Genomic DNA, 24,758 nt, shown 5'->3' with positions numbered 1-24,758 from the left:
ATAGAATATGAGCGAAGAGGTTAAAAAATTCAAAATAACGATAGACGGACAGACTACTGAAGTTTTGCCTGGCACTTCTATTTTGGAAGCTGCAAGACAGATCGGTGGAAAATCTGTTCCTCCTGCAATGTGCTACTACAGCAAACTGGAAACCAGCGGAGGAAGATGCAGAACATGTTTGGTAGAAGTTTCCAAAGGTTCGGAAGCAGATCCGCGTCCTATGCCGAAACTGGTAGCAAGCTGCAGAACCAATGTGATGGACGGAATGGAAGTGAAAAACCTTTCTTCTGATAAAGCACAGGAAGGCCGTAAAGCTGTTACCGAATTCTTACTTGTAAACCACCCGTTAGACTGCCCGGTTTGTGATCAGGCCGGAGAATGTCATCTTCAGGATTTGGGTTACGAGCACGGAAATCTTGAAACAAGAACTGAATTTAAGAGAAATACTTACGATGCAGACGACTTAGGTCCACACATCAAACTGAATATGAACCGTTGTATTCTGTGCGCAAGATGTGTTTTAGCAGCTAATCAGTTGACAGGCGAGCGTGAGCACGGAATTTTGTTCAGAGGTGATCATGCTGAAATTTCTACTTATTTAAATAAAGCTTTAGACAATGATTTCATTGGAAACGTAATTGACGTTTGCCCGGTTGGAGCATTGACAGACAGAACTGCACGTTTTGCAAGCAGAGTATGGTTTACAAAACCAATGAACGCTTCATGTAAATGCGATAAATGTTCAGGTAAAGCTACTGTTTACATGAAAGGTGATGAGATCGTAAGAGTTACCGCAAGAAAAGACCAGTGGGGAGAAGTTGAAGAATTCATCTGCGACACTTGCCGTTTCGAAAGAAAAAGCCTCAGCGACTGGAACCTTGAGAGCCCGAGAAATATCGACAGACATTCAGTTATTTCATTGAACCACTACGAAAAGCCTAAAGACGAATTGAGAGTTTTAGACAATCCGATGGCGAAAGAAATCAGCGAAAAAGACGAAAAATAAAAATTTGAAAATTTATTAATTTGAAAATTTGAAAGTGGGTTTACTTGAAATCTCAAACTTCAAATCTCAAATTTCAAACTATAAAAGATGGATTTAATTACATTTAAATTAATACTTGTACTTGCACTTTTCCTGCTTTCATTAACGATTGCAGCCTACTCTACCTGGGCAGAAAGAAAAGTGGCAGCCATTATGCAGGACAGAATCGGGCCTAACAGATCTGGGCCATTCGGTTTACTGCAGCCTCTTGCAGATGGTGGTAAATTTTTCTTTAAAGAAGATTTTACACCTCACAATGCAGAAAAATTTCTTTTTGTATTGGGACCTGCACTCGTAATGTTTATTTCATTAATCACCGGAGCAGTTATTCCATGGGGTAAAACACTGAGCATTGGAGACGTTTCTTATGACTTACAGGTTGCCAACATCGATGTAGGTGTACTTTTCATCATTGGTATGGCTTCAATTGGAGTTTACGGAATTATGATCGGTGGCTGGGCTTCCAACAATAAATATTCACTACTTGGTGCCATCCGTGCTTCTTCGCAGATGATTTCTTACGAATTGGCGATGGGGCTTGCACTGCTTTCTATCATTATGATGACAGGAAGTTTAGATTTAAAAGTAATTACTGAAAACCAGGCTGAAGGAAAACTTTGGGGAATTATCCCTTTCGGTTCCGGTATGAACTGGAATATATTTTACCAGCCTCTGGCATTCCTTATTTTCTTTGTTGCTGCTTTGGCAGAAACCAACCGTCACCCTTTCGATTTACCAGAGTGTGAATCTGAACTGGTAACCGGATATTCTACAGAATATTCTTCAATGAAGTTAGGTTTGTACATGTTTGGAGAATACGTGAATATGTTTATTTCAAACGCTTTCATGGTCGTTCTTTTCTTTGGAGGTTACAATTATCCGGGAATCGAATGGGTAACTCAGAATTGGGGAGAAAATACCGCAGGAATTTTAAGTATCGCAGCATTTTTAACGAAAACAGTTGTCGGAATTTTAATCTTTATGTGGATCAGATGGACACTTCCAAGATTCAGATATGACCAATTGATGCATTTAGGATGGAAAACATTAATTCCATTGGCATTGGTGAACTTGATGATTACAGGAGCTGTTATTTTAGCTTTTCAATAATTTGAGATTTGATGTTTGAGATTTGAAATTCGTTTGTAAAACAGATTTTCACTATCTTAAACAAATAAATTTCAAATAGAATGGCAACGATTAACAATTTTGAAGATTTAGAAATTTGGCAAAGTTCAAGAAACCTTTGTCAGTTGATTCAAAAAGAATGTTTATTGAATCCGAAATTTTTAAATCACGACAAAAATCAAATTGACAGAGCTTCAGCGTCTATAATGGATAATATTGCTGAAGGTTTTGAAAGAGAAGGCAATAAAGAATTTATAAACTTTCTTACCATGTCTAAAGGTTCAGCAGGCGAAGTTCGCTCGCAATTAATAAGAGCTTTGGACAGAAATTATTTAGAGGAAGAGACATTTAGTTTTTTAAAAGAGCAGACAATATCTTTATCTAAAAAACTTTCAGGATTTATAAATTATTTAAAAAGTACCGAACACAACGGGAATAAATTTAAAAGATAAAGTTAATAATTAAAGGCTTGAGAATTATGATTATGACAATTCTATTCAGAATTAAATTTCAAATCTCAAACTTCAAATTTCAAATAATATAATGAAATTAACCAACAGATCAAAAGTTGTTTCGAATAAAGAAATGACCCTTGCTGAAAAAATCTACCTTCCGGCGATTTTCAAAGGTATGGGTATTACTTTCAAACATGCTGTGAGAACCGTTGTAAAACGTGCTCCAAATGTTTATTCTTATCCGGAAGTACAGAAACCGAGAGCAGATATCTGGAGAGGTCAGCACGTTCTGAAAAGAGACGAAGAAGGCAGAGAAAGATGTACAGCCTGTGGTTTGTGTGCAGTGGCATGTCCTGCCGAAGCAATTACAATGACTGCTGCTGAAAGAACCAGAGAAGAAAAAGATCTTTACAGAGAAGAAAAATATGCATCGGTATATGAAATCAACATGTTGAGATGTATTTTCTGCGGAATGTGCGAAGAGGCCTGTCCGAAATCTGCAATTTATCTTACAGACCGTTTGGTGGATGTAGAAACCAACAGAGGTTCTTTTATTTACGGAAAAGATAAACTGGTAGAAAAAATTAATGAAAGGATTGACATTACTGAAAGACAGTCCGAGAAACAAAAAAATGCAGTAAAATAATGGATCAGTTTTTATTTTTCCTGGTGGCGTTTTTAGCAGTGGCAAGTGCAGTTTACTTTGTATTTGCAAAAAATCCTTTATATGCTATTCTGTCATTAATTGTTACAATGTTTTCAATCGCGGGAATGTATGTTCTTCTGAATGCACAGTTCCTTGCCATCATACAGATCATCGTTTACGCAGGTGCGATCATGGTTTTATTCCTTTACATCCTGATGATGCTTAATCTCAATAAAGAAGACGAAAGTAAAAAATCCAGTTCATTGAAATTTATCGGAGTTTTTACAGCTGGTCTTCTTTTAATCGGGCTTTTAGGCGTTTTCAGAGGTATTGAGCAGAAACACGTTGTGGTAGCCAATGTAGATAAAGGTGTTGGTCTTACAAAAAATCTGGGAAGACTTTTATTTAACGAATATGTTTTGCCGTTTGAGCTTGCTTCCATCCTTATTCTGGCTGGTATTGTAGGTGCGGTATTAATCGGTAAAAAAGATTTATAAAATTATGGGAGAAGTAAATACATTTATGCAAAGCATTCCCTTAGAGTACTTCATTATTCTTTCGTCTGTACTTTTCAGTCTTGGAGTTTTAGGAGTATTGGTAAGAAAAAATGCGATTGTGATGTTGGGTTGTGTAGAGCTGATGCTCAATTCTGTAAACCTTTTACTGGCTGCATTCTCAGCATACAACGGGAACAGCGACGGACAGCTTCTGGTATTTTTTATCATGGTAGTTGCTGCTGCTGAAGTAGCGGTAGGTCTGGCAATTATTGCAATGCTGTACCGAAACACCCGTTCTGTAGATGTAAGTATATTTAATAAATTAAGAGGATAAAGAATGGAAAATTTAGTGTATGCAATAATACTTTTACCTCTTTTAGGGTTTCTCATCAACGGACTTTTCGGGAAAAATCTTCCTAAAGTTGTAGTTGGTTCTTTGGCTACAGCAATGGTTTTCGGATCTTTTGCGATTGCCGTTTATTTATTTTTAAATTTTGATTCTGAAAGCCAGCCGCAGGTTTTTACAGCTTTTGAATGGTTCAGAGTAAATGGTATTCAGATTAATTTCGGTTTCCTTATTGATCAGCTTTCTTTGATGATGGTAATGATCATTACAGGTATCGGGTCTCTGATTCACCTCTACTCTATCGGTTATATGAGTCACGATAAAGGTTTCTATAAGTTTTTTACTTATTTAAATCTCTTCATCTTCTCCATGTTACTTTTGGTAATGGGAAGCAACTACCTCATCCTTTTCATCGGATGGGAAGGTGTAGGACTTTGTTCTTATCTGTTGATCGGATTCTGGTACACCAACGAAGAATATGGTAAAGCAGCGAGAAAAGCTTTCATCATGAACAGAATTGGTGACCTTGCATTGTTGATCGGAATCTTTATGATCGCTTCACAAACTAACGCAATTGATTACCTTTCTATAAAACAAAACGCCGGACAGTTTGAACTGGACGGAACAATCATCATCTTCATCACAGCGAGTTTATTCATCGGAGCGACAGGTAAATCTGCTCAGGTTCCTTTGTACACTTGGTTGCCGGATGCGATGGCAGGTCCGACTCCGGTTTCTGCATTAATTCACGCAGCAACGATGGTTACCGCTGGTATCTACTTAGTAGTAAGATCAAATTTCTTATTCACTTTAGCGCCAACCGTTCAGGGCGGAATTCTTTTCATCGGATTCTTAACAGCGGCTTTGGCAGGTTTCTACGCACTCAGACAAAACGATATCAAAAAAGTACTGGCATATTCTACAGTTTCACAGCTTGGTTTTATGTTTATTGCTTTAGGTTTGGGAGCTTACACAACAGCGATGTTCCACGTAATGACGCATGCTTTCTTTAAAGCTTTAATGTTCCTTGGGGCAGGTTCTGTTATCCACGCAATGAGCAACGAGCAGGATATGCGTTTCATGGGAGGTTTAAAAAAATATATTCCAATTACTCATTTTACATTCCTTATCGGAACTTTGGCCATCTCAGGATTCCCTTTGCTTTCAGGAATGATTTCTAAAGACGAAATTTTGGTTGCCGCTTTCGCTAAAAACCCTGTTTATTGGGTAATCTTGTTTTTACTGGCAGCAACTACCGCAGCTTATATGTTCAGACTTTACTATCTTACTTTCCATGGAGAGTTTAGAGGTACGGAAGAGCAGAAACATCATTTACATGAGAGTCCTTCTACGATGACTTTACCGTTAATCGTACTTGCAGTTCTTTCAGTTTTAGGTGGATTTATCAACCTTCCTCACTTCATCGGTCACGGGCATTATGCTAAGCTGATGGAATGGCTTAAACCTGTTTTAACAGAAGAAAGCTACAAACAGATGGAATCTACTCTATCGGGAGTTCCGTTCGGAACTGAAATGATTCTTTTGGGTGCGACAGTTTTAATGTTCTTTACCGTTTGGTTTATCGTTAAAAACATTTACATCAACAAAAAGAAACAGGCTTTACCGGAAGAGCAATACACCGGATGGGAAAGGCTTTCTGCTAAAAAATTATATGTAGACGAAATTTACAATGCTCTGATTGTAAAAACAGTTGAAGGATTGGGACGTGGCGGAAAAATGTTTGATAAAAACGTTTTAGATAAAGCTGTAGATTTCGTAGGCGAAGGTGCTGAAGACAGCGGAAGATCTATGAAACGCATCCAGAACGGAAATGTAGAAACCTACATTCTCATCATGTCTTTAGCTGTGGGAATTATATTGATTGTTAACTTTATATTACAATAATGTCTTATTTACTATTAACATTATTACTTTTACCTCTTGTAGGTTCGGGAATAGTCTTTGCCTGGAAAAATGCTTCCAGCAAATATGTGGCACTGGCGATTGCCCTTGTACAAATGCTCTTAACCTTCTATGTAGCTGCAGATTTTGACTTTGCACCTACCGTAGACAGCGTATTGCAGTACGAAATCAATTATCCTTGGTCTCAGTTTATCAAAAGTACGCTGCATTTTGGGATTGATGGGATGAGTTTGCTTCTTCTGTTGCTGACCAACATTCTGATGCCGATCATCATTCTTTCATCATTTAATGAAAATGTAAGCTACAGAAATACCTTCTATGGTTTAATCTTATTGATGCAGTTTGGTCTTATCGGAGTTTTCACTTCTTTGGACGGATTGTTATTCTATATTTTCTGGGAAGTTACTTTAATTCCGATCTGGTTTATTGCGGCTCTTTGGGGTCAGGAAAACAAAAGATTTGAATTTACTACAAAATTCTTCGTGTATACTTTCGTAGGTTCATTATTTATGCTTGCAGGAATCATCTATGTGGGGATTCACTCTGCTTCATTTGCACTTACAGATTTATACAATGCCAATTTGGGAGATACACAGCAGGTAGTTGTTTTCTGGATGATTTTCTTTGCTTTTGCAGTGAAACTTCCGGTTTTCCCTTTCCATACCTGGCAGCCGGATACTTATACCTACTCTCCTACTCAGGGATCGATGCTTTTATCAGGTATCATGCTGAAAATGGCGATCTACGGAGTTTTACGATATTTATTACCGATCACACCAACTGCTATCTTAGGAATCAGCGGACAGATTGTAATCATTCTTGCGATTGTAGGAATTGTACACGGTGCTTTAATTGCGATTATTCAGACTGATATGAAAAGAATTATTGCTTATTCATCATTCTCTCACGTAGGCTTGATGGTAGCGGGAATTTTTGCTTCAGCGGTGGTGACCTTAAGAGGAACTTTCAATGTGGAAGGTGCTGAAGGTGCTTTGGTACAGACTTTTGCTCACGGTATCAACGTTGTCGGACTTTTCTACTGTTGTGATATTTTATACAAGAGATTCAAATCAAGAGATATCAGACAGATGGGTGGTTTAGCGAAAGTAGCACCGAAATTTGCTGTTCTTTTCCTGATTATTATTTTAGGATCAATGGGAGTTCCGTTGACGAATGGTTTTATCGGAGAATTTATTTTGATTAAATCAATTTTCAGCTTCAGTGTCTTGGCATGTATCATTTCAGGTCTTACGGTTATTCTATGTGCAGCTTATCTTCTTAGATTTTACGGGAAAGCGATGTTCGGAAAAGGTGACGATACTGTTTTGAGTACTGCAAGAGATCTTTCGGCTGTAGAATTTTCGGTACTGGCAAGTATTGCGGTCTTTGTGATCGTCTTGGGAATCTTCCCTCAGCCGGTTATCGATATGGTAGGAACTTCTGTACAGTTTATTTACAAATCTCTAATTTCTTAAGAAATTCAGATTGAGTGACATAAATTTTAATTAAATAATTTAAAAAATAAGAGAACAGAAAAATTTAGATAAGACTAATTTCAAATCTCAAATTTTAAATCTCAAATCCATACTATGAGTGTTTTAATAATTGTTTTCCTAACCGCTGTTGCAGCTTTGTTTTCAGGAGTTTTTGAAAAAGGAAAATTGGCGAGATACATCGGTATTCTGGGGCTTATCATCGCTTTGGTTGTGAGCTTTTTCCCACAGGCAGAATTTCTGAACCAGTACAAAGCCATGTACAACTACAGCGACAATGCAGCATTATTTACCAAAATTTCTTTGGTTACTACATTGCTGTTGTTTTTCCTGGGTGGTTTTGCATTCAGCAATCACAGAAGCCATCAGTCTGAACTGTATGCCCTGATGCTTTTTGCACTTTGTGGTGGGATTACCCTTTTCGGTTTCCAGAACTTGGTAACATTATTTATCGGAATCGAGATATTATCTATTCCGTTATATGTACTTGCAGGGGCAAACAAAACAGATTTAAGATCAAATGAAGCCTCAATAAAATATTTCCTGATGGGAGCATTTGCTACAGGATTTCTTTTATTCGGTATTGCTTTCATTTATGGAAGCACCGGAAGTTTTGATTTAATGAACATTCAGGATTTCAGTATTGCAAATCCTAACAGCATTATGTTTACCATTGGAGTAATCATGATACTTTGTGCCATGTCTTTCAAAGTGGCTTTGGCACCATTCCACATGTGGAGCCCGGATGTATATTACGGTTCTCCTTCGCTGGTAACTGCTTTTATGGCGAGTGTAGTAAAAATTTCAGGATTTTTTGCTTTATTTAAAATGATGAGCATCGGTTTTGTAGGCGTTACCGAACAGTGGATTGATATTCTGGGCGTTTTCGTTATCATCACTCTTCTTTTGGCCAACGTAATGGGACTTGCGCAAACCAATGCAAAAAGAATGCTTGCATATTCATCAGTATCACACGCCGGTTACATCGGTCTTGTGTTTTTCGGAATGAATTCTATGAGTACATACACTCTGGCGTTTTACCTTTTTGCTTATTCACTGGCAACGGTAGGCGTGTTTATGTGTCTTATTTATGTTGAAAAAATCAAAAAAGAAGCATCTTATGAAGCATTTAAAGGTCTGGCGAAATCTGAACCTCTTCTTGCGGTAGCCACTTCAATATCTCTGCTTTCAATGGCAGGAATTCCGTTGACTGCCGGTTTCATGGGAAAATTTTCATTATTTGCTCAGGCATTAGGGAATGATGATAATGTAGGAATTGTTTTGGTAGCGGTATTAGGCTCAGCGATTTCAATTGCTTATTATTTAAGACTGATCATCGCCATGTTCTTCTTCAAAGAAACCACATTTAAAACAGCAGAAAAAGCAACAATCACTTACAACATCGTAGCAGTTTTTGTCATTGCATCACTTGTTTTATTCGGAGTTTTCCCCGATTTGTTTGCTAAAGTTTTTGCTTTCGCAGGATAATAAAAATTCTTTTTAAAATATATCAGCCTTTCAAATTATTTTGGAAGGCTTTTTTGTGCGGAAGAAATTTTAATATCACTTGTAGTAGAACTACTACAAAATTATTGGAGAAAATTTTTTAAGTTTATAATGATGAAAAAAATAAACACCGATGACTTCACAAAATTTTATAAAATATAAAGTTCGTTCTGATGACAACCTAAGTTCACTGGCGAAAAGAATTAATATTTCTGAAACTGACCTGAAAGATTTTCACAATCAAAACTGCGGAAACCTGCCTAAACTTTGGGTCAACAATCTTCAGGGAATTGAGGTCGTGTTGATTCCTACAAATTTTATTACTGAAGAAGAAAAACAAGTTCATCTAAGAAAGTTACTTCCTGCAGAAAATTACCATCCCAATTTTCATCTCAGTCAATATTCTGTTGAAGAAATTATTGAGCAGACTGGAAAAGAAGACTTGAAAATAAATTATACAACTGATTTAAATTTTAGAGAAATTGAAAGCAGATTTGTCGTTGATGTTGCAGTAAAAGATTACACAAAAAATGGCAATATTCCGGATGATAAAATTTCTTCGCTGTCATTGGAATGTATGAAAAGTCTCTACCCCATTTCGTTTCAACTTTCCGATAACGGCAAATTGGAATCTTGCTATGAACATCAAATCACAGTTGAGAAATTCAAATCTAAAAGAAGTGAAATTGAAGATTTTTATATTGGAGAAATTGCAGGAAAATATCTGAACACATTTGAGCAAAATATTTCAGACGAAGATTACTTTTTAAAGCAGATTCAATCTGCTTTGATACATCAGATTTTATTCCCCAACCTGATATGGTTTCATAAAAAATCCGTTTGGCAGGATAAATTTGTAATCTACCCCAATTCTTTTCCTTTGGAATTTGAATGTAAAACTGAAAATCAACTTCAGGATGATGGTATTTTAGAAACAGTAATTTCCGCAAGCCTATGGGAAAATTGCAGTCTTCGGGAACTTATAAAAGGTGTGCGAATCGAAGATGAAAATGAAAATGATCTTTTACAAATTGATATCAGCATACATTACTTTACAAGTCAGACTACGAAAAAGCTGCTGGAAGTAAAATCGTCTGTATCAATTTGGTTTCAGGACGAATTATTTCAAAAACATACATTAAAACTTAACACAAAATTGAGATGAAGACCTACATTACCAAACCCAATGACTCCTTTGCTGAGATTGCAAAAAAGTTTCAGATCAAAGATGAGCTTTATCTGAAAACTTACCACAATCTTAACTGCTCCACTGAAGATCTCATACATGGAGAAATTCCCGCAGGAACACAGATTTTAATTCCCGACAATCCTCAGTTTCTGTTCGGTAAACCTTCAACTGAATCAGATCAGATGCCTGAAGACGAAAGTGATGAAGTAAATTCAGACAACGGATTTGATGATCAATCAGACAATCTGCAGGAGGAGGAAAATTCAATAGAAGACAAAAACGAAAAGGATGCAACAAATGATAAAAAAGAAGGAGAAAAAGAGAGCAGCCCAAGCGATCACGACGGGAAATATTTTGTCATCCAAAAAGGAATGTGCCAATGTAATCAGGGTTTTAAATTTCCAAAGTTCAAAGTGACCAGTCATCAAAAACATTATTGGAATGACGCCGCTGGCGAGGCCGACTATCTCGCAGTCACTGAAGATGATCTCACCTTTGAGCCTGCCGCAACGCCATTCGGAAACTGCAAACTAAAACCAACTTCAGGCGGATACCTACCCTGCACTTACGCCCCCGCCGGAAAATGGACAAAAACCTATGACAAAGTAAAAGTCATGGGCAAAAGCTGCGTCACCGAAATTTCTGAACTGATGTGCAGTACAGGTGGAAAAATAACCATTTTTAAACATGGTCAGCAGAGCGAAATTGGAAAAAGCAATATCAACAAAGCAGATTCACAAGAGCAGCACGTGTATAATCCTTTGGTGGATTTTGAGGAGTTTAGAGAAGATTTAGAAGATAATAATGAACCACATGCTTGGTAATTAAATTTTAAGATCATGGCAAAGAAAGGCGTATATAAAATATCGGGCAATGTAAAGCCATTAGTGGGTAAAAAAGAATATTATACTGTTGATGAATGGTATTCATCTACTCCATTGGCAGACAGAAATCCTGCCAAAGTAATATGGGAATTATTTATTAAAACAGATAATGGTTTTCGAACCACCAATATTAAAAAGAAAGGCATTAACCATTTTACATTTGGGAAAAATGCATATCAAAATGTCTATAAGATTGAAGGCTATCTTCATGAGCCTGAAGGTAATTCTCCGATGTCACTCATTGTACAACCTCAAAAAGGTGATGATAAAAAAGCTACTGAAAAAAAAGATATCAATAATGTAATACTTTCTTATGAAGATGATACTAAAATTAATAAGCCATTAAGTTATCGAGACCGTTTAAAAGCAACTGCAATTTGCGAGGGATTAGAGGGGGAAAGTATTGTTTTCAAATTATGGGAAGATGATGAAACGGGAAATGGTCATCATCACAAAAATCAATTTATCACAAAATCCTCACCAACCCAAGTTAACAAATTTGGCAAAGCAAAATGGAGTTTTTCTCTGAGCCCAACATTTATTACTTTAGCAAATAAAAGAGAAAACGATAAAAGCAAACACGAATACTATGTAACAGCAGAATTTAATGGCAAAATTTTAGAAGACAGCCAAAATGTAAATGTGACAAATCCAGAAAACAGAACTGAGAAATCTAAAACTGCACCTCAAAAACCCAGTTTCCCTAAGCCTCTGCCTAAAAAAGAAACGGCAAAATTTCCGACCAGACCGACTTCTCCAAAAAAACAAAACGATCCCAAAAGCAAAATATTGAATGCAGAGTTTGTAGACAGAAATGGAAAAAAAATAAATTCAGTAAAAATCGGCACTACCGTTTCAATAAGAATCATTTCCAAAAATATGAAAGATAAAGCGGTTACAGTCAAGATTTGGGAAGATGATACTTTTAATGATGATTTGCTTTTTGAGAAAAAGATTAGAATTACAAATGATGAAGCATACATCAATAATATAACTCTCACTATGTCAATGTATGAAAAAGGCCATGCATGGGAAACAGAAGGAAGTACACAAGAATATTATATTGAAGTGGAGCATTTGACTGTTTCTACAGAGTCTTCTCGAATTGAAGTGGAATTACAGGAGGAGCCTAAAAAGAATAAAATTACAGTATCGCCTGCAAAGGTCGAAAAAATGCCAAAACAAAAATTTGAAAAAGTACTAGGATTAGGGAAGGAAGCACTACTGTATATTTCTAGTGATATTGCAACCGAAATAAAAGTAGATAGAAATAACAAAATTACTTTTTACCCTGATCACGGAGGACATAATAATATAACTGAATATAAAGAGGGAGGGAAAATATATACTAAAAAATTACCTAATGGCAAAAGTGCATATCCTTTATATAAAATGTACATTTATAGAGGAAATATAATAGGAGAAGCTGTAAAAAAGCTAAAACAAGATTTAGAAAATAAAACCCGTGAAAATGCAGAATCCACAGTTCTATCTGTTGCGCGACATGCGCAAACTAATAACAAAGATTATGGGAATAGTGGCCCAATTCCGCCAAATACAATAAACAGTCTTTATAGAATAAGATATATGCAAGCATGGAATCATGCAGGAAAAGAAAGTTTTAGATATAGATTTGTAGATGATAAAAGCTCTAATCTGAAACAAATCTCAGATTTTACAAAAGAAGTTTCGAGTGGTGCAATGACGTTAGGGAGTAGAAGTTCAATCTCAATAGATCCTTGGAAATCCAAAGATTTAATAGGATGTTTAGGTATAAGAAATTCTGACGGAAGTAATCATTCTAGCTGCTCAAATGAAATGAGTGATTTAAGCTCATCCAATTATAAAAATGTTTATCATGCACTAAATAATTACTTAGAAACAATCATCCCTGAACTTACAGGTGTTTACGGTAGAAGAGGTTATTCAAGTAATGGAAGAATCAAAGTTGTAGGATCAAAATATAAAGAGGAAGTAAAAGTTTTTGCTTTGATCGAACCTCTACCAGAGCTAAATAAAAAAGAGAAATTATTTAATTTAAATGACGCTGAAAAAGCTTTAAAAGTAATTTATAGTAAATATGGTAGGGAAATTGCCCGAAATGTGGAGATGATGTATAGATGGGAGTGCTCTCATTTTACGTCGGGTCAATACCAACATTGTGGTGGACCGGGAATGGAGGCAGCAAATAATACACATCCTAACTATGGATGGAATGGCGAAATGTATGAAAAATTTCCAAATTATAGCCCAACAGGACTTTGGGATGAATTTGAAAACAAAGGAATGAGTGGCAAAGGTGGTAACACACAAGTTACTGACAGAAAAAAAAGATATGTCCAATTTCCGTCTGTCGAGGCAGGAATGGTTTATGTTGCAGAGTTTTTGGTAAGGCATAATGGGAACATTGGGAGATGGCATACGACTGATGTTAACAGACAAGCTGATTATGTAAATAATATTAATAAAACAATTCCACGAATTGTTAATAGTTTTAAATAATATGAAAAATATACATGTCCTTATTTTTGTTACATTTTTGACTACGTTTAATGTATTATCATGCACAAAAAAAAGCGAATCATATGACAAAGGGATTCCAACCGGAGTGACTAAAAAGGCTCATGACTGCGAGCAAATTCTCTTACAGTTACTTTATACTAGTGATTTTGAGATAAAAGAAAAATATAATATTAGAATTGATACTGTAAGAAATGATACTATTATACTAAAAGCTTTTGTACAAAACAATTTATCGGACAGCCCTCAAAATAAAAATATTGTTGAAAGCGTTGTTGGTTGGTTCATAATTCCACCCAAAAAAGATGCACTTTATCTCTCACTAAATGCATTAGATCCTATTGATCCAAATTTTAAGAAAATAAAAACAAATGAAAAATTTTTTAGAGATTTTTTGAACTGCATAAACAAAAAAAAAGAAAGCACTATGACTACAAAAATAAAATTTACAGACCTTTTTAATGAAGGAACTAGTATTAAGTTTAATCCAAACAACTTGAATGATAATACGCCTGAAGTCAATTCTTTTAAGAAAAATTTGGAGATTTATCTTTCTGAAAATCCTTCACCTCAAGATTTTGAAATAGAAAACCTCACCTATCTGATTAATAATGAAACTTTTTTCGATTTACAATACTATACAGATAGCAGTTGGTTACAGTATTTTATCACAAAATATAAAATAGATACTAGCCAGTTAAATAGTTTAATGGAGCAAGCGATTAATCAAGAAGATTATAATGCTGTGAAGACATTAGTAAATAATATGTACATTGTCTCTCAAAAAGATTTGCTCATTTCTTCGAAAGCAAAACAAGAAGCAAAAGATAAAATCCAAACAAATAAAGAAGATGGGTACGAAAGCTATCTCACATCAAACTCGAAAATAGATAAAATAATTAATCTACTTGAAGAAAAGTTTAATGCAAACAAGATTAATGATCCCGACGGCTTCACAAATCTCCGCAAAGAAAAAAGTACATCATCAGAAATTCTACAGCAAATCAAATCCGGCGAACAAATCCAGGTTTTAGACAAATCCGGCGATTGGCTTTTGGTGAAAACCAATGAAGGTAATCAAGGCTATATTCACAAAAGCAGAATAAGATCAAATTAGCAAAAAATAATGACGGGAAATAAAATAATTTTTGGTTTTTTAATAATGTCATTTTTAATTGGTTGCAGACAAGAAGCAAAAGCAACTCACACGCTGTCAACTCAAGATAGCTTACAGGTAAAAAATAGTTCAAAAGAGGCCATTTCTACACTAAAAGAGTTCTACTTTTCAATGTACGGAAATGATGCAAACAATGAAGATTTAAAGAAAAAATACGTATCAGAAAGAGTTTTAAAAAGAATTGACAGTTTAACATCAAATCCTGAAAATCTAATTTTGGATTATGACCCGTTCATTAAAGGACAGGACTATGACGCAAACATTATTAGAAAAACACTGGAAATAAAACCTTTAAATAAACGGAATGAATATAGAGCAAGTTTTTTATTATTCGGAGGAACAGATGAAAAACGAACCAATGTAGATTTGCTGTTAAAACAAAATCAGGAAGGGGATTTTTTGATTGATGCAATATTGAATGATGATCATCTGAACTTTATAAACTCATTGAACCATTAATAAAATAATTCTATCACTATTTGAAACCGCATATCAATATGGTATTTATAATTCAACAAAACTCTCATCGACAGAAAAAATCTCCCTATCTTTAAGCCCAATAAATATTAAATCAAAAAACAATGAAATCACTTGTTCTTACGTTGATGATGATTCTTTCTTTAGGAACATTATCAGCACAAACCACCGAAGGTCAGCTTACCTATAAAATGGATTTTTCAAGCGACAATCCACAAATGGCAGCCGCTCTTCCTATGATGCAGGGTTCTACAATGAAGCTTTATTTTATGAAAGACAAATCTGCAGCGGATGTTATGATGGGCAGCTTTATGAAAATGAAAAGCGTAATGGATACCAAGGCAGATAAAGGTATTATTCTGGTTGAAGTAATGGGACAGAAAATTGCCAACAACGTAGAATCTATTTCTAAAAAGAAAGTAGATACCGATAAAATCGGAAAGCCGGTTGCAACTTCTGAAACGAAAAAAATTCTGGGTTTCAACTGTAAAAAGTATGTAATCAAAGATCCTGAAGGAAAAGGTGACGACTCAGTTTTATGGGTAACAACAGATATTAAAACAACGTTAGCAGGTCAGGAGCAGTTCTCCAACGGTCTTGAAGGGGTTCCTTTGGAATTTTCTACAATGCAGCAGGGAATGAATGTCCGTTTTGAGGCAACAAACTTCGACAAAACCGTTTCGCCAGCAGTTTTCAACCTTACTATTCCCGAAGGGTACAAGGTAATGACAGAAGAAGAAATGGCAAGGATGGGAGGTTAATTTTAAATCTTCTTTTTTTACAATTCATAAAATACAATTTCCGGATTGTATTTTTTTTGTTTTTCAGGCATGCCTAAGCTAAAAATCATCATTCAGATTTTCATTAATTTCCCTACCTTTAACCTCCAAATTTTTCATCAGTGCCAGAGTTTTTGCAGGAAGAAAGTCCGTTTCAGGTTTATTTATCGTTCAAAAAATATTTGGATGTGCTGGAGCATATCCGGTACAACGACAGACTTGAATATCGGGTAAATTATGCCGAATCAGTGATCGAAAGATTCAAAAAATTTCCTGAACTGTGTGAAGGTTCGCAGGATTTTTCCTTACTGAACAAACATCAGGATCTTATCAGAATGTTGCTGGCAGACCTCTTCCCCACCGGTCTTACACACAATGAAATCAAAGCGGCAAGTATACCTTTTACAGATATTTCTTTCAATTACACAGAGCGGTTCAGGAAAATACTTTCAGATGCTGGGCACAATTTCACACTTGAATTCCGTGATATGACGCAGGATGAAATGTATGTGCTTTCCTGCTGCATTATTGTTCAGCTTTACTTTAAAAAAGATATTAAATTTATAATTCCATTTTACTATGATATTCCCGATCAGCACGGAATCATCAGACATTATAAAATTACGGTAAATTCAGATTTCTCAGAGATCATACCGATAGATCAGAAAAACTTTCCAACCGACAGTGAAATCGAGATTCTTCTTGAAAATCTCGATGATGTAAGTCTCTGGAAAAAGCATTTTCCACCACAATCGTGGATGCTGAAAGGCTTCAATATTTTTTCTCTCGTAGACTGTACTGCAGAAGTAGCGTTATCGGATTTGAAATCAACAATGATTCAGATCGATCCGGAAAATCCGCTGCCGAATGAGAATTTAAAGGAAATATTTAAATCTTATTTTGATGTTGCCGAGCTGAATTTTGGACTGATGCTCATGGATCACCAGCATCAGAAGCTGGAAAAACTTCCGATCTACGAAAATGTTTTCAGCAACTACCTTCTTGATTTCTGGATTAATCTTTATGATGAGAAAATTCAGAAAACAGCTTTTCAGAATCTGAAATACAATCCAAAACCGATTGTGATTTCGGATGTGGATCATTTTGATGATGAGATCAAAAACACACCCAACTTTTCGGTGCTTGCAAAGAACAATATCAAAAGTTTTATGGTCATCCCGATCGTTCACGAAGGTGAAGTTTTGGCTTTAATGGAATTTACATCAGAAATTGCCGGAAGCTTTAATGGACTTAAACTTAAAAAACTGGATTCTCTGAGCGATATTCTGATCTTTTCACTCAACCGTTTCAAACACGAACGCGACAATCAGATCGAGGCCATTATCCAGCGAGAATATACTACGATACACAATTCCGTAATCTGGAAATTCAGAAATGAGGCTGAAAAATATTTCAACGCTTCGCTTCAGCGGAAATTATATACTTTACGAGAGATCAGTTTCAAAAATCTCAGTCCTTTGTTTGGAGTTTCAGATATCCGTTCATCTTCAGACAAGCGTTTTCACCTGATGCTGGACGATCTTAACGAACAGATAGACTGTCTTCATCAGCTTTTCTCTGACCTGAATTTTCCTGAAAGCGAAAAATATCTTTTAGCACTTGATGTATTTGAAAATGAACTCAACAATGATTTTAAAGCAGATACCGAGCAACGGTTTCAGTATTTTCTGAGAGAAGAAATTCATCCATTTCTGCAGGCAGAATTAGAAATACGATCACAGCAAAGCATTAAAGATTATTTTTCTAAAGTGTACTCCGTTAATAGTCTTTTCTATTCAAACCGAAGAAAACTGGACGAGTCTATCACATTAATAAACCGGAAAATCGCTGATATTTTAGATGAAAGTCAGGTAGAAGCACAGGAGATTTACCCACATTATTATGAAAGATTTAAATCTGACGGTGTTGAGCACAATCTTTACATCGGGCAAAATCTGAGTCCATCAATCAAATATTCACAGAGACAGCTCAGTGAATTACGCTTTTGGCAACTGAAAACCATCTGCAAAATCGAGCATGATTTCGAAAACTTCAGCACCCAACTTCCTGTAACACTTGAAATTGCTTCTCTCATTTTTGTTTACAATGAAAGAATAGACATCCGTTTCCGTATGGATGAAAAAAGATTTGATGTAGACGGTGCCCACAATTCGTTCTATGAAATCATTAAAAAACGTCTTGAAAAAGCAAAAATTAAAGATTCCACCGAAAGAATTACCTGTCCCGGAAAAATCACCATCGTCTATTTCGGAATGGAAAATCAGAAAGAATATCTCGGCTATATTTCCAGACTTCAGAAAATCGGAATTCTGAAAAATGATGTTGAATTATTGCGCGTGGAAGATCTTCAGGGCGCTTCCGGATTGTTGGCGATGCGGGTTTCTCTGGCTTAAATTAAACTTTATTTTAAAGTCACTCAATTTGAATAATTTTTTAATAAAAACCTGAAAGGGCGAAATCACTAAGCTACAAAGTCATAAAAGCATACGCAAAAGACAGCACAGAAATAATGATTCCTGCCATAAAAATCTGATAGGTAATTGAAAGTAACTTATATTTCCGATCTAAAACTTTACCCAAAAAATATAAATCTTTCATCATAGAATCATAAATATATTCCCTGTCTTTAATTAAATCCCTCATCGAATTTTGGAAATCGTCAAAAATCATCTGATGAAAATTACCAAAAAACAAAAGATTCACCTTTCTGTCTGCGATATCCTGCTTTGTAAAGTTGGTCTTCGTCACATTAGGTTTCGTAGAAAGAATCGCAAAAATAATGGTCAGAACACTCGATAACAAGAGCAGAAATGTAGGAATAATCAAATGTGTATTTTTTGGTGTATCCAGTTTCGGGACCAAAACTGAAAGACCAACCGAAATGATAATTGCATTTACAGAAAGCAGAATATTCGCTTTGCTGTCGGCAATATCACTCAGTCTTGTATGATTATTTAAGGTAACTCTGAAAAGGGTATCAACGCTGCGGTCTGATTTCTCTTCTTTTTTATCAGACTTATCTTTTTTAGGCTTATCTTCTTTTTCCAGCTTTTTCTCGATTTTTTTGACGTTTTTCTGCTTCAAAGGTTCCCAGTTTTCCTTCGCATAATCGGTAAAATACGAATGCTTATTTTTTAAAAAATCCACATTCAGCACATTCCATTCATCGGTAGAAAAACAGGGTCCACCTGTGAGCTCCCACTCTTTTCTGAGGGCTTCCGAAGAATCATTGTAAAAAGGGCTTGCAAAGTGACTGAAATCTGCATCTTTCATAATCATCTCCGCCATATTTTGCGGTTGATGATACTTTTCTGTAGACAAAATCAGTTTCTCAACTTCTTCAATGTACTCATCAGAAAAATTATCTTTTCTGAGAAAATCTCTCATTAAAACTGCTCCTCTCGCCTCGTGTCCTTCGGCATTACAGTCGGTAAATCCCACATCGTGAAACCATAGAGCGAGAATTATTTTTTCTCTTTCAACCTCAGAAATTTGGCTGTGTTTAATGATCTCTTCCGCCTTCTGAACGGCAAAAGAGGTGTGAATAAAATTATGGTAAAAGTAAACCGAAGATAACTTATCTTTGAATAAGCTTTCTACGTGATTTTTAGCCTTATCTAAAATATTCATTGCAGATTTTTCTTAATGTAAATGTATGAATTTATCCTGTATTAAATCCCTTAAAAATAGCCGTTTCATTAATGGCTTAATCATATTGTCTGTGCTCTCTTCCTGTGCAACTTACAAAGTTCAGAAAGGAAAAGAACTGCAGGAAATTCCTTTTTCACAAACCAAAACTGAAAATGATTTCAAACTTTTCCTCATCGGCGACGCCGGAAATGCGAACGAAAAGCAGGCTCAGCACACTTTAAATTTACTTAAAAACAAGCTCGAATCTGCAGATAAAAATTCGATGGTCATCTTTTTGGGAGACAACATCTACCCACTCGGAATGCCAAAAGAAGGCAGCAAAAATTACGATTCTGCCAAGGTAAAAATGGAAAACCAACTGGCTGTTACCAAAAATTTCAAAGGTAAAACACTGGTTATTCCCGGAAATCATGACTGGTACCACGGTCTGGAAGGTTTAAAAGCGCAGGAAGATTTCGTTAAAAATTATCTGAATGATAAAAAATCTTTTTTACCGAAAAATTCATGCCCGATTGATGATATTAATTTAACTAAAGACATTAAACTGATCATCATTGATTCTGAATGGGCACTGATCGACTGGGACAAATATCCCGGAATCAATAAAGGTTGTGATATCAAGACAAAGGATGATTTTTACAAAGAGTTTAAAGACTTAATTGTAAAAAATCAGGATAAAAGAATTATCGTTGCAGTTCATCATCCGATTATCAGTTCGGGCGTTCATGCCGGATTCAATTCTGCCAAATCGCATCTGTCTTCATTTCAGGGAAAACTTCCGGTTCCAGGCGTTGCCACTTTGATTAATACTCTGCGCAGTTCGTCTGGAGCAAGCATGGAAGACCTCAGCAACAATCATTACGCTGAATTTGCCGGAAGAATTAAAAATATCGTTCAGGACAAAGAAAATGTGATTTTTGTTTCAGGACACGATCACAATCTTCAGTATCATTCAGATAAAAATATTAGACAGATCATCAGCGGCGCGGGTTCCAAAACAGATCCTGTGACGATTGCGTCAAAAAAGGATTTTTCCTTTGGTGGAAGCGGCTTTGCAGTTTTAAATTTAAGAAAGGATCAAAGTGCCGATGTGGAATATTTTTCAACCAAAAATAATCAACTGAAAAGCCTTTCAAACATTCAGGTGAAAGATGGGCCGACAAAATTTGTCAATAATTATCCTTCAGATTTACCTGCAACTTTTACAAGCGCGGTTTACACTGAAAGAATGACGCAGCGTGGGAAATTTTACAGCTGGCTTTGGGGAAATCATTATAGAAAATATTACGCAACACCGATCAATAATCAGGTTGCAGATTTATCAACTTTAAACGGAGGTTATACACCTTTCCGTGAAGGTGGCGGAAATCAGTCGAACAGTTTGCGCTTGCAGGCTAATGACGGACAGGAATTTGTAATGCGTGGTGTGAAGAAAAATGCAATCCGCTTTTTAAATAATCAGGGTTTCAAAAAAAACAGCTTTGGGAATGAACTTTCAAACACTTTTCCTGAAAGATTTTTAATGGATTTCTATACGACAAGTCATCCTTTTACCGCATTTTCAGTCAACAATCTTGCTGATAAAATCGATCTTTTTCACAGCAATCCAAAGTTATATTATATTCCGAAACAAAAGCAATTAGGTCAGTTTAACCAAAATTATGGCGATGAAATGTACATGATTGAGGAACGCTTTTCTTCCGACCCAAAAACTTTAGCTTCACTGGATAATGCTACAGATATTATCTCGACAGCTGATTTAATTAAAAACCTTCAGAAGAACAGCAATTACACTGTTGATCAGGATCTGTATATCAGAGCAAGGCTTTTTGACATGTTGATCGGCGACTGGGACAGACACGAAGATCAGTGGAAATGGGCGGAGTACAAAAACGGAAAAAATGTTTTTTACAAGCCTATTCCGAGAGATCACGATCAGGCCTTCAGCAATTATGACGGTACTGCTTTTAAAGTGATTATGAATATTCCGATGATCCGTCACATGAAATCTTTCAAGGATGAAATAAAAAATGTAAAGTGGATGAATATGGAACCTTATCCATTGGATTTAATTATCCTGAAAGCTGCCAGTGAAAAACAGTGGAATGCTCAGGCAAAATTTATTCAGGAAAACATTACCGATAAAGATATTGATGAAGCTTTTAACAATCTTCCGAAAGAAGTTCAGGATGAAACGATTGCTGATATTCAGAGAAAACTTAAGGTCAGAAAACAGGATCTTGGGAATTATGCAACAAAATACTCTTCTGTTTTGGAAGAAAAAGTTCCGATCGCAGGAACCGTCAATAAAGATAAATTTGTGATTTCAAAAGACACAGACGGTCTGGTTACTGTAAAACAATACGAACTGAATGACAAAAGTAATGAGGAAAAACTTGTTTTTGAAAAGACTTACAACGACACTTTAACTAAAGAAATCTGGGTATACGGACTTGAAGAAGACGATATTTATGAAGTTACGGGAGATGGAAAATCTAAAATCAACATTCGCCTGATTGGTGGATACAACCACGATGTTTACAGAGTTTCCAACGGAAGTAAAGTGAAAATTTATGATTTTAAATCACAAAAAAACACGTACGAAACGAAAGGCGCTGCTAAACATTTAACCAACGACTACAAAGCTAATACATACAACTGGAAGCACCCGAAATACAACTTTTTCGCGGGTTATCCGAACGCCGATTTTAATCCTGATGATGGAGTAACACTCGGTTTTGTAGCGAATTATACAGTCAACAATTTCATCCGTGATCCGTTCACCCAAAAGCATTCTCTCAGTGCCAATCTTTACACAGCGACCGGAGGATTTAATTTAGGGTATAAAGGCGTATTTAAAAAAGCAATTTTCGGCTGGGATGCCAATGTTGATGCGTATTACACAACTCCTCATTTTGCCAGAACATTCTTTGGATTATCTAATGACAGTGAATTTGATAAAGAGATCAGCAGGAATTATAACCGTGTGAGAATTTCACAAATCAGAGTTGCTCCTTCCATTTCAAAAATGAATTGGCTCAATCTTAAACACCAGTTTCAGTTGAGTTTTGAACATTCTGAAGTGCAGAGAAACGATGACCGCTTCATCGCAATTTCGCCGGATGTGAATCCTGAAGTTTTTAACGGACAGCAGTTCGGTGGTGCAAACTATACTTTTAGTTTTAAAAATTCCGACAGCAAAGCCTTCCCCACTTTAGGAATGGAATTGATTCTAAACGCAGGCTGGAAAACGAACTTTGCAAATTTTGACCAGAATTTCGTGGCTTATCAGGGAACTTTAAATTTATTCAGAAAAATTGATAAAAAAGGAAAATTTGTATTTGCGAACTCAGCCAATGCGATGATCATCAACAACAATAATTTTGAATTTTATCAGGCTGCTAGCATCGGTGGACGAAACGGTCTGCGTGCTTACAGAAATGAAAGATTTTCAGGAAAATCCTATTTCGTCAACAGTGCAGAAGTCCGTTGGGATTTTGGCCGTGTGAAAAACAGCATTGTTCCTGCCAATATGGGAATTTTGGTTGGATACGATTTGGGTAGAGTGTGGAACGATCACGAAATTTCAGATACATGGCATCAAGGTGTCGGCGCCGGTTTCTGGCTTGGAATTCTGGATATGATTTCTGCAAGACTGGATTATTTCATCGGCTCAGACGGCGGAAGAATTTCCGGTGGTGTGGGCATGAGTTTTTAAGGTCGTTGACCTTTTTAAAATTCTTTTTTGGATTATAATTAAAACCTTCAAGGTTTTTGAAACCTTGAAGGTTTGTCTTTTTATAAAATCATTTTAGTTCAAATTTATACACATTCCCACCTTCTTTCTTATCCTTTTCATCGGCAATCAGTAAGGTTTTATCATCAAGAAAAACAACTGCTTCCTTTTGCGAATTATGGTTTAGGACAAATTTCTGAATTTTAGCTGAATTAAAATTATCCGGAGCAAAACCGGAAAGAACATGAATATTTTTGTGCGTTAAAAGAACAATCTGATTTTTTGAATTAATGGAAGCCGAAGTAATCGCAGCATCGTTATAACCGCCTTCCAGTTTCAATTTCCCAACTAATTTAGCTTCAAAATCGCCTTCCTTATTTGGAATCTGGAAGACTAAAAAAGTTCCGTCAAAGCCTTTGCTTCTGTTTTTTGTAAAGAGATAAAAATTCCCGTCTTTTTCTACAAAGGCTTCACAATCGTAAAGCAGATTAGATTTTTTTGGAGGAAACTCAGTCTGCCCTTCATAGTGAAATTTCGTGGTCTGAATTACTTTTGCAGATTTTTGAGTTTCACTTTTTAAATCCAGTTTAAGGATGCAAAGATTTTGTCTGTCGTTTTCATTATTTCCGAAATCACCAATATAAATATTTCCGGCATTATCTTTTGTAATGTCTTCCCAGTCGTTGTTGTCGGCATTCTCAACCAAAACATCGGTGATAAGATTTCCTTTTAAATCTAAACCGTACACCACATTTTTATTTCCTGCATCTTCAATCGCCCAAATCGTTTTTTGGTCTTGTGAAATTGCCATTCCCGAAACTTCTTTCAGTTTTTTCGGCAGTGAAAATTCTGTTTTCAAATCATCTGTTTTTGCAGAATCCTGAGTTTTTGGATTGCAGCTTAAAAGAAATATGGCGAAGATGTAGGTAAGTTTCATAGGATTGCTTTTAACTTAAAAATTAGATCTTTTAAGCAGTATCAAATTTATTTCTTTTTAGACATTAAAAAAAGCCTTCAAAGAAAACTTTGAAGGCTTTGGGATTATTTTAGTTTAAACAAATTATTCTGTAATTCTTTTTCTTCCGTAGTAAGCGGCAATACCAACGGCTGCCAAAACTAAAACCGGAATATAATCATCAATCGGAACTGGATCGGAAGGAGCTGTAGGATAGTTCTCATCCGCTTTTTCCGTTGAATTGTCTTCTTCGTAAACATATCTGTTATCATCCTGAGAAAATGCCAGACCTGACAAAAAGATTGTACTTATTAAAAATATTTTTTTCAT

The 24,758-nt window shown here is 35.9% G+C and carries 20 protein-coding genes; 17 read left to right on the top strand and 3 right to left on the bottom strand.

Annotation, left to right across the window (positions count from 1 at the left end; genetic code table 11):
* The first annotated feature begins 7 nt into the window (after positions 1 to 7).
* The 16 genes from IC610_RS17140 (at position 8) to IC610_RS17065 (ending at position 18,479) form a co-directional block, all read left to right on the top strand.
* Complete coding sequence (locus IC610_RS17140) at positions 8 to 1,006, top strand: 2Fe-2S iron-sulfur cluster-binding protein (protein ID WP_191737931.1); 999 nt, start codon at positions 8 to 10, stop codon at positions 1,004 to 1,006.
* An 87-nt stretch (positions 1,007 to 1,093) separates the two neighbouring features.
* Positions 1,094 to 2,155, top strand: coding sequence for an NADH-quinone oxidoreductase subunit NuoH (gene nuoH, locus IC610_RS17135; protein WP_191737930.1), 1,062 nt, complete (start codon positions 1,094 to 1,096; stop codon positions 2,153 to 2,155).
* Positions 2,156 to 2,235: 80 nt separating this feature from the next.
* Positions 2,236 to 2,625 carry a four helix bundle protein gene (locus tag IC610_RS17130; RefSeq protein WP_191737929.1) on the top strand — a complete coding sequence of 130 codons (390 nt, stop codon included), beginning with the start codon at positions 2,236 to 2,238 and terminating at the stop codon, positions 2,623 to 2,625.
* A 91-nt stretch (positions 2,626 to 2,716) separates the two neighbouring features.
* Positions 2,717 to 3,274: a NuoI/complex I 23 kDa subunit family protein gene (locus IC610_RS17125; protein ID WP_056074678.1), complete on the top strand. Its 558-nt coding sequence runs from the start codon at positions 2,717 to 2,719 to the stop codon at positions 3,272 to 3,274.
* Entirely contained in the window at positions 3,274 to 3,771 is a 498-nt protein-coding gene (locus IC610_RS17120) for an NADH-quinone oxidoreductase subunit J family protein (RefSeq protein ID WP_056074680.1), read from the top strand. The genes IC610_RS17125 and IC610_RS17120 overlap by 1 nt, the downstream gene beginning before the upstream one ends.
* Positions 3,772 to 3,775: 4 nt before the next feature.
* Positions 3,776 to 4,105 (top strand): NADH-quinone oxidoreductase subunit NuoK, encoded by a 330-nt coding sequence (gene nuoK, locus IC610_RS17115; RefSeq protein ID WP_056034936.1) that lies wholly within the window; start codon positions 3,776 to 3,778, stop codon positions 4,103 to 4,105.
* A 3-nt stretch (positions 4,106 to 4,108) separates the two neighbouring features.
* A complete protein-coding gene (gene nuoL, locus IC610_RS17110) occupies positions 4,109 to 6,022 on the top strand; it encodes an NADH-quinone oxidoreductase subunit L (RefSeq protein ID WP_191737928.1) in 1,914 nt (637 codons plus the stop codon).
* The gene (locus IC610_RS17105; protein ID WP_191737927.1) at positions 6,022 to 7,515 is read left to right on the top strand and encodes a complex I subunit 4 family protein; all 1,494 of its coding nucleotides are present in this window, start codon (positions 6,022 to 6,024) and stop codon (positions 7,513 to 7,515) included. The genes nuoL and IC610_RS17105 overlap by 1 nt, the downstream gene beginning before the upstream one ends.
* Positions 7,516 to 7,629: 114 nt before the next feature.
* Positions 7,630 to 9,021 (top strand): NADH-quinone oxidoreductase subunit N, encoded by a 1,392-nt coding sequence (locus IC610_RS17100; RefSeq protein ID WP_191737926.1) that lies wholly within the window; start codon positions 7,630 to 7,632, stop codon positions 9,019 to 9,021.
* Positions 9,022 to 9,172: 151 nt separating this feature from the next.
* Positions 9,173 to 10,204: a hypothetical protein gene (locus tag IC610_RS17095; protein ID WP_191737925.1), complete on the top strand. Its 1,032-nt coding sequence runs from the start codon at positions 9,173 to 9,175 to the stop codon at positions 10,202 to 10,204.
* Positions 10,201 to 11,052 (top strand): DUF4280 domain-containing protein, encoded by an 852-nt coding sequence (locus tag IC610_RS17090; protein WP_191737924.1) that lies wholly within the window; start codon positions 10,201 to 10,203, stop codon positions 11,050 to 11,052. Before IC610_RS17095 ends, IC610_RS17090 begins: the two co-directional genes overlap by 4 nt.
* Positions 11,053 to 11,067: 15 nt before the next feature.
* Entirely contained in the window at positions 11,068 to 13,614 is a 2,547-nt protein-coding gene (locus IC610_RS17085) for a hypothetical protein (RefSeq protein WP_191737923.1), read from the top strand.
* A 1-nt stretch (position 13,615) separates the two neighbouring features.
* Positions 13,616 to 14,749 carry an SH3 domain-containing protein gene (locus IC610_RS17080; RefSeq protein ID WP_191737922.1) on the top strand — a complete coding sequence of 378 codons (1,134 nt, stop codon included), beginning with the start codon at positions 13,616 to 13,618 and terminating at the stop codon, positions 14,747 to 14,749.
* A gap of 9 nt (positions 14,750 to 14,758) precedes the next feature.
* Positions 14,759 to 15,268 (top strand): DUF3828 domain-containing protein, encoded by a 510-nt coding sequence (locus IC610_RS17075; protein WP_191737921.1) that lies wholly within the window; start codon positions 14,759 to 14,761, stop codon positions 15,266 to 15,268.
* Between the two features lie 122 nt (positions 15,269 to 15,390).
* Positions 15,391 to 16,047, top strand: a complete 657-nt coding sequence (locus IC610_RS17070; RefSeq protein WP_191737920.1) for a hypothetical protein — start codon at positions 15,391 to 15,393, stop codon at positions 16,045 to 16,047.
* A 140-nt stretch (positions 16,048 to 16,187) separates the two neighbouring features.
* Complete coding sequence (locus IC610_RS17065) at positions 16,188 to 18,479, top strand: GAF domain-containing protein (RefSeq protein ID WP_191737919.1); 2,292 nt, start codon at positions 16,188 to 16,190, stop codon at positions 18,477 to 18,479.
* A gap of 73 nt (positions 18,480 to 18,552) precedes the next feature.
* Here the strand turns inward: IC610_RS17065 and IC610_RS17060 are convergent, their stop codons facing one another.
* Entirely contained in the window at positions 18,553 to 19,716 is a 1,164-nt protein-coding gene (locus tag IC610_RS17060; protein ID WP_191737918.1) for a Pycsar system effector family protein, read from the bottom strand.
* A 91-nt stretch (positions 19,717 to 19,807) separates the two neighbouring features.
* On the opposite strand from IC610_RS17060, the gene IC610_RS17055 reads away from it, so the two are divergent.
* Positions 19,808 to 23,455 (top strand): metallophosphoesterase, encoded by a 3,648-nt coding sequence (locus tag IC610_RS17055; RefSeq protein ID WP_317173446.1) that lies wholly within the window; start codon positions 19,808 to 19,810, stop codon positions 23,453 to 23,455.
* Positions 23,456 to 23,543: 88 nt separating this feature from the next.
* On the opposite strand, the gene IC610_RS17050 is transcribed toward IC610_RS17055, so the two are convergent.
* Together IC610_RS17050 and IC610_RS17045 are read right to left on the bottom strand one after the other, a co-directional pair.
* On the bottom strand, positions 23,544 to 24,410 hold the full coding sequence (locus tag IC610_RS17050) for a hypothetical protein (protein WP_191737916.1): 867 nt from the start codon (positions 24,408 to 24,410) through the stop codon (positions 23,544 to 23,546).
* Positions 24,411 to 24,533: 123 nt separating this feature from the next.
* The gene (locus IC610_RS17045) at positions 24,534 to 24,758 is read right to left on the bottom strand and encodes a hypothetical protein (RefSeq protein WP_191737915.1); all 225 of its coding nucleotides are present in this window, start codon (positions 24,756 to 24,758) and stop codon (positions 24,534 to 24,536) included.

This window comes from Chryseobacterium caseinilyticum (genome assembly GCF_014837145.1).
GTDB classification, from domain to species: domain Bacteria; phylum Bacteroidota; class Bacteroidia; order Flavobacteriales; family Weeksellaceae; genus Chryseobacterium; species Chryseobacterium caseinilyticum.
The sequence above is the reverse complement of the archived record's forward strand: the minus strand, read 5'-3'. Positions and strand labels throughout refer to the sequence as shown.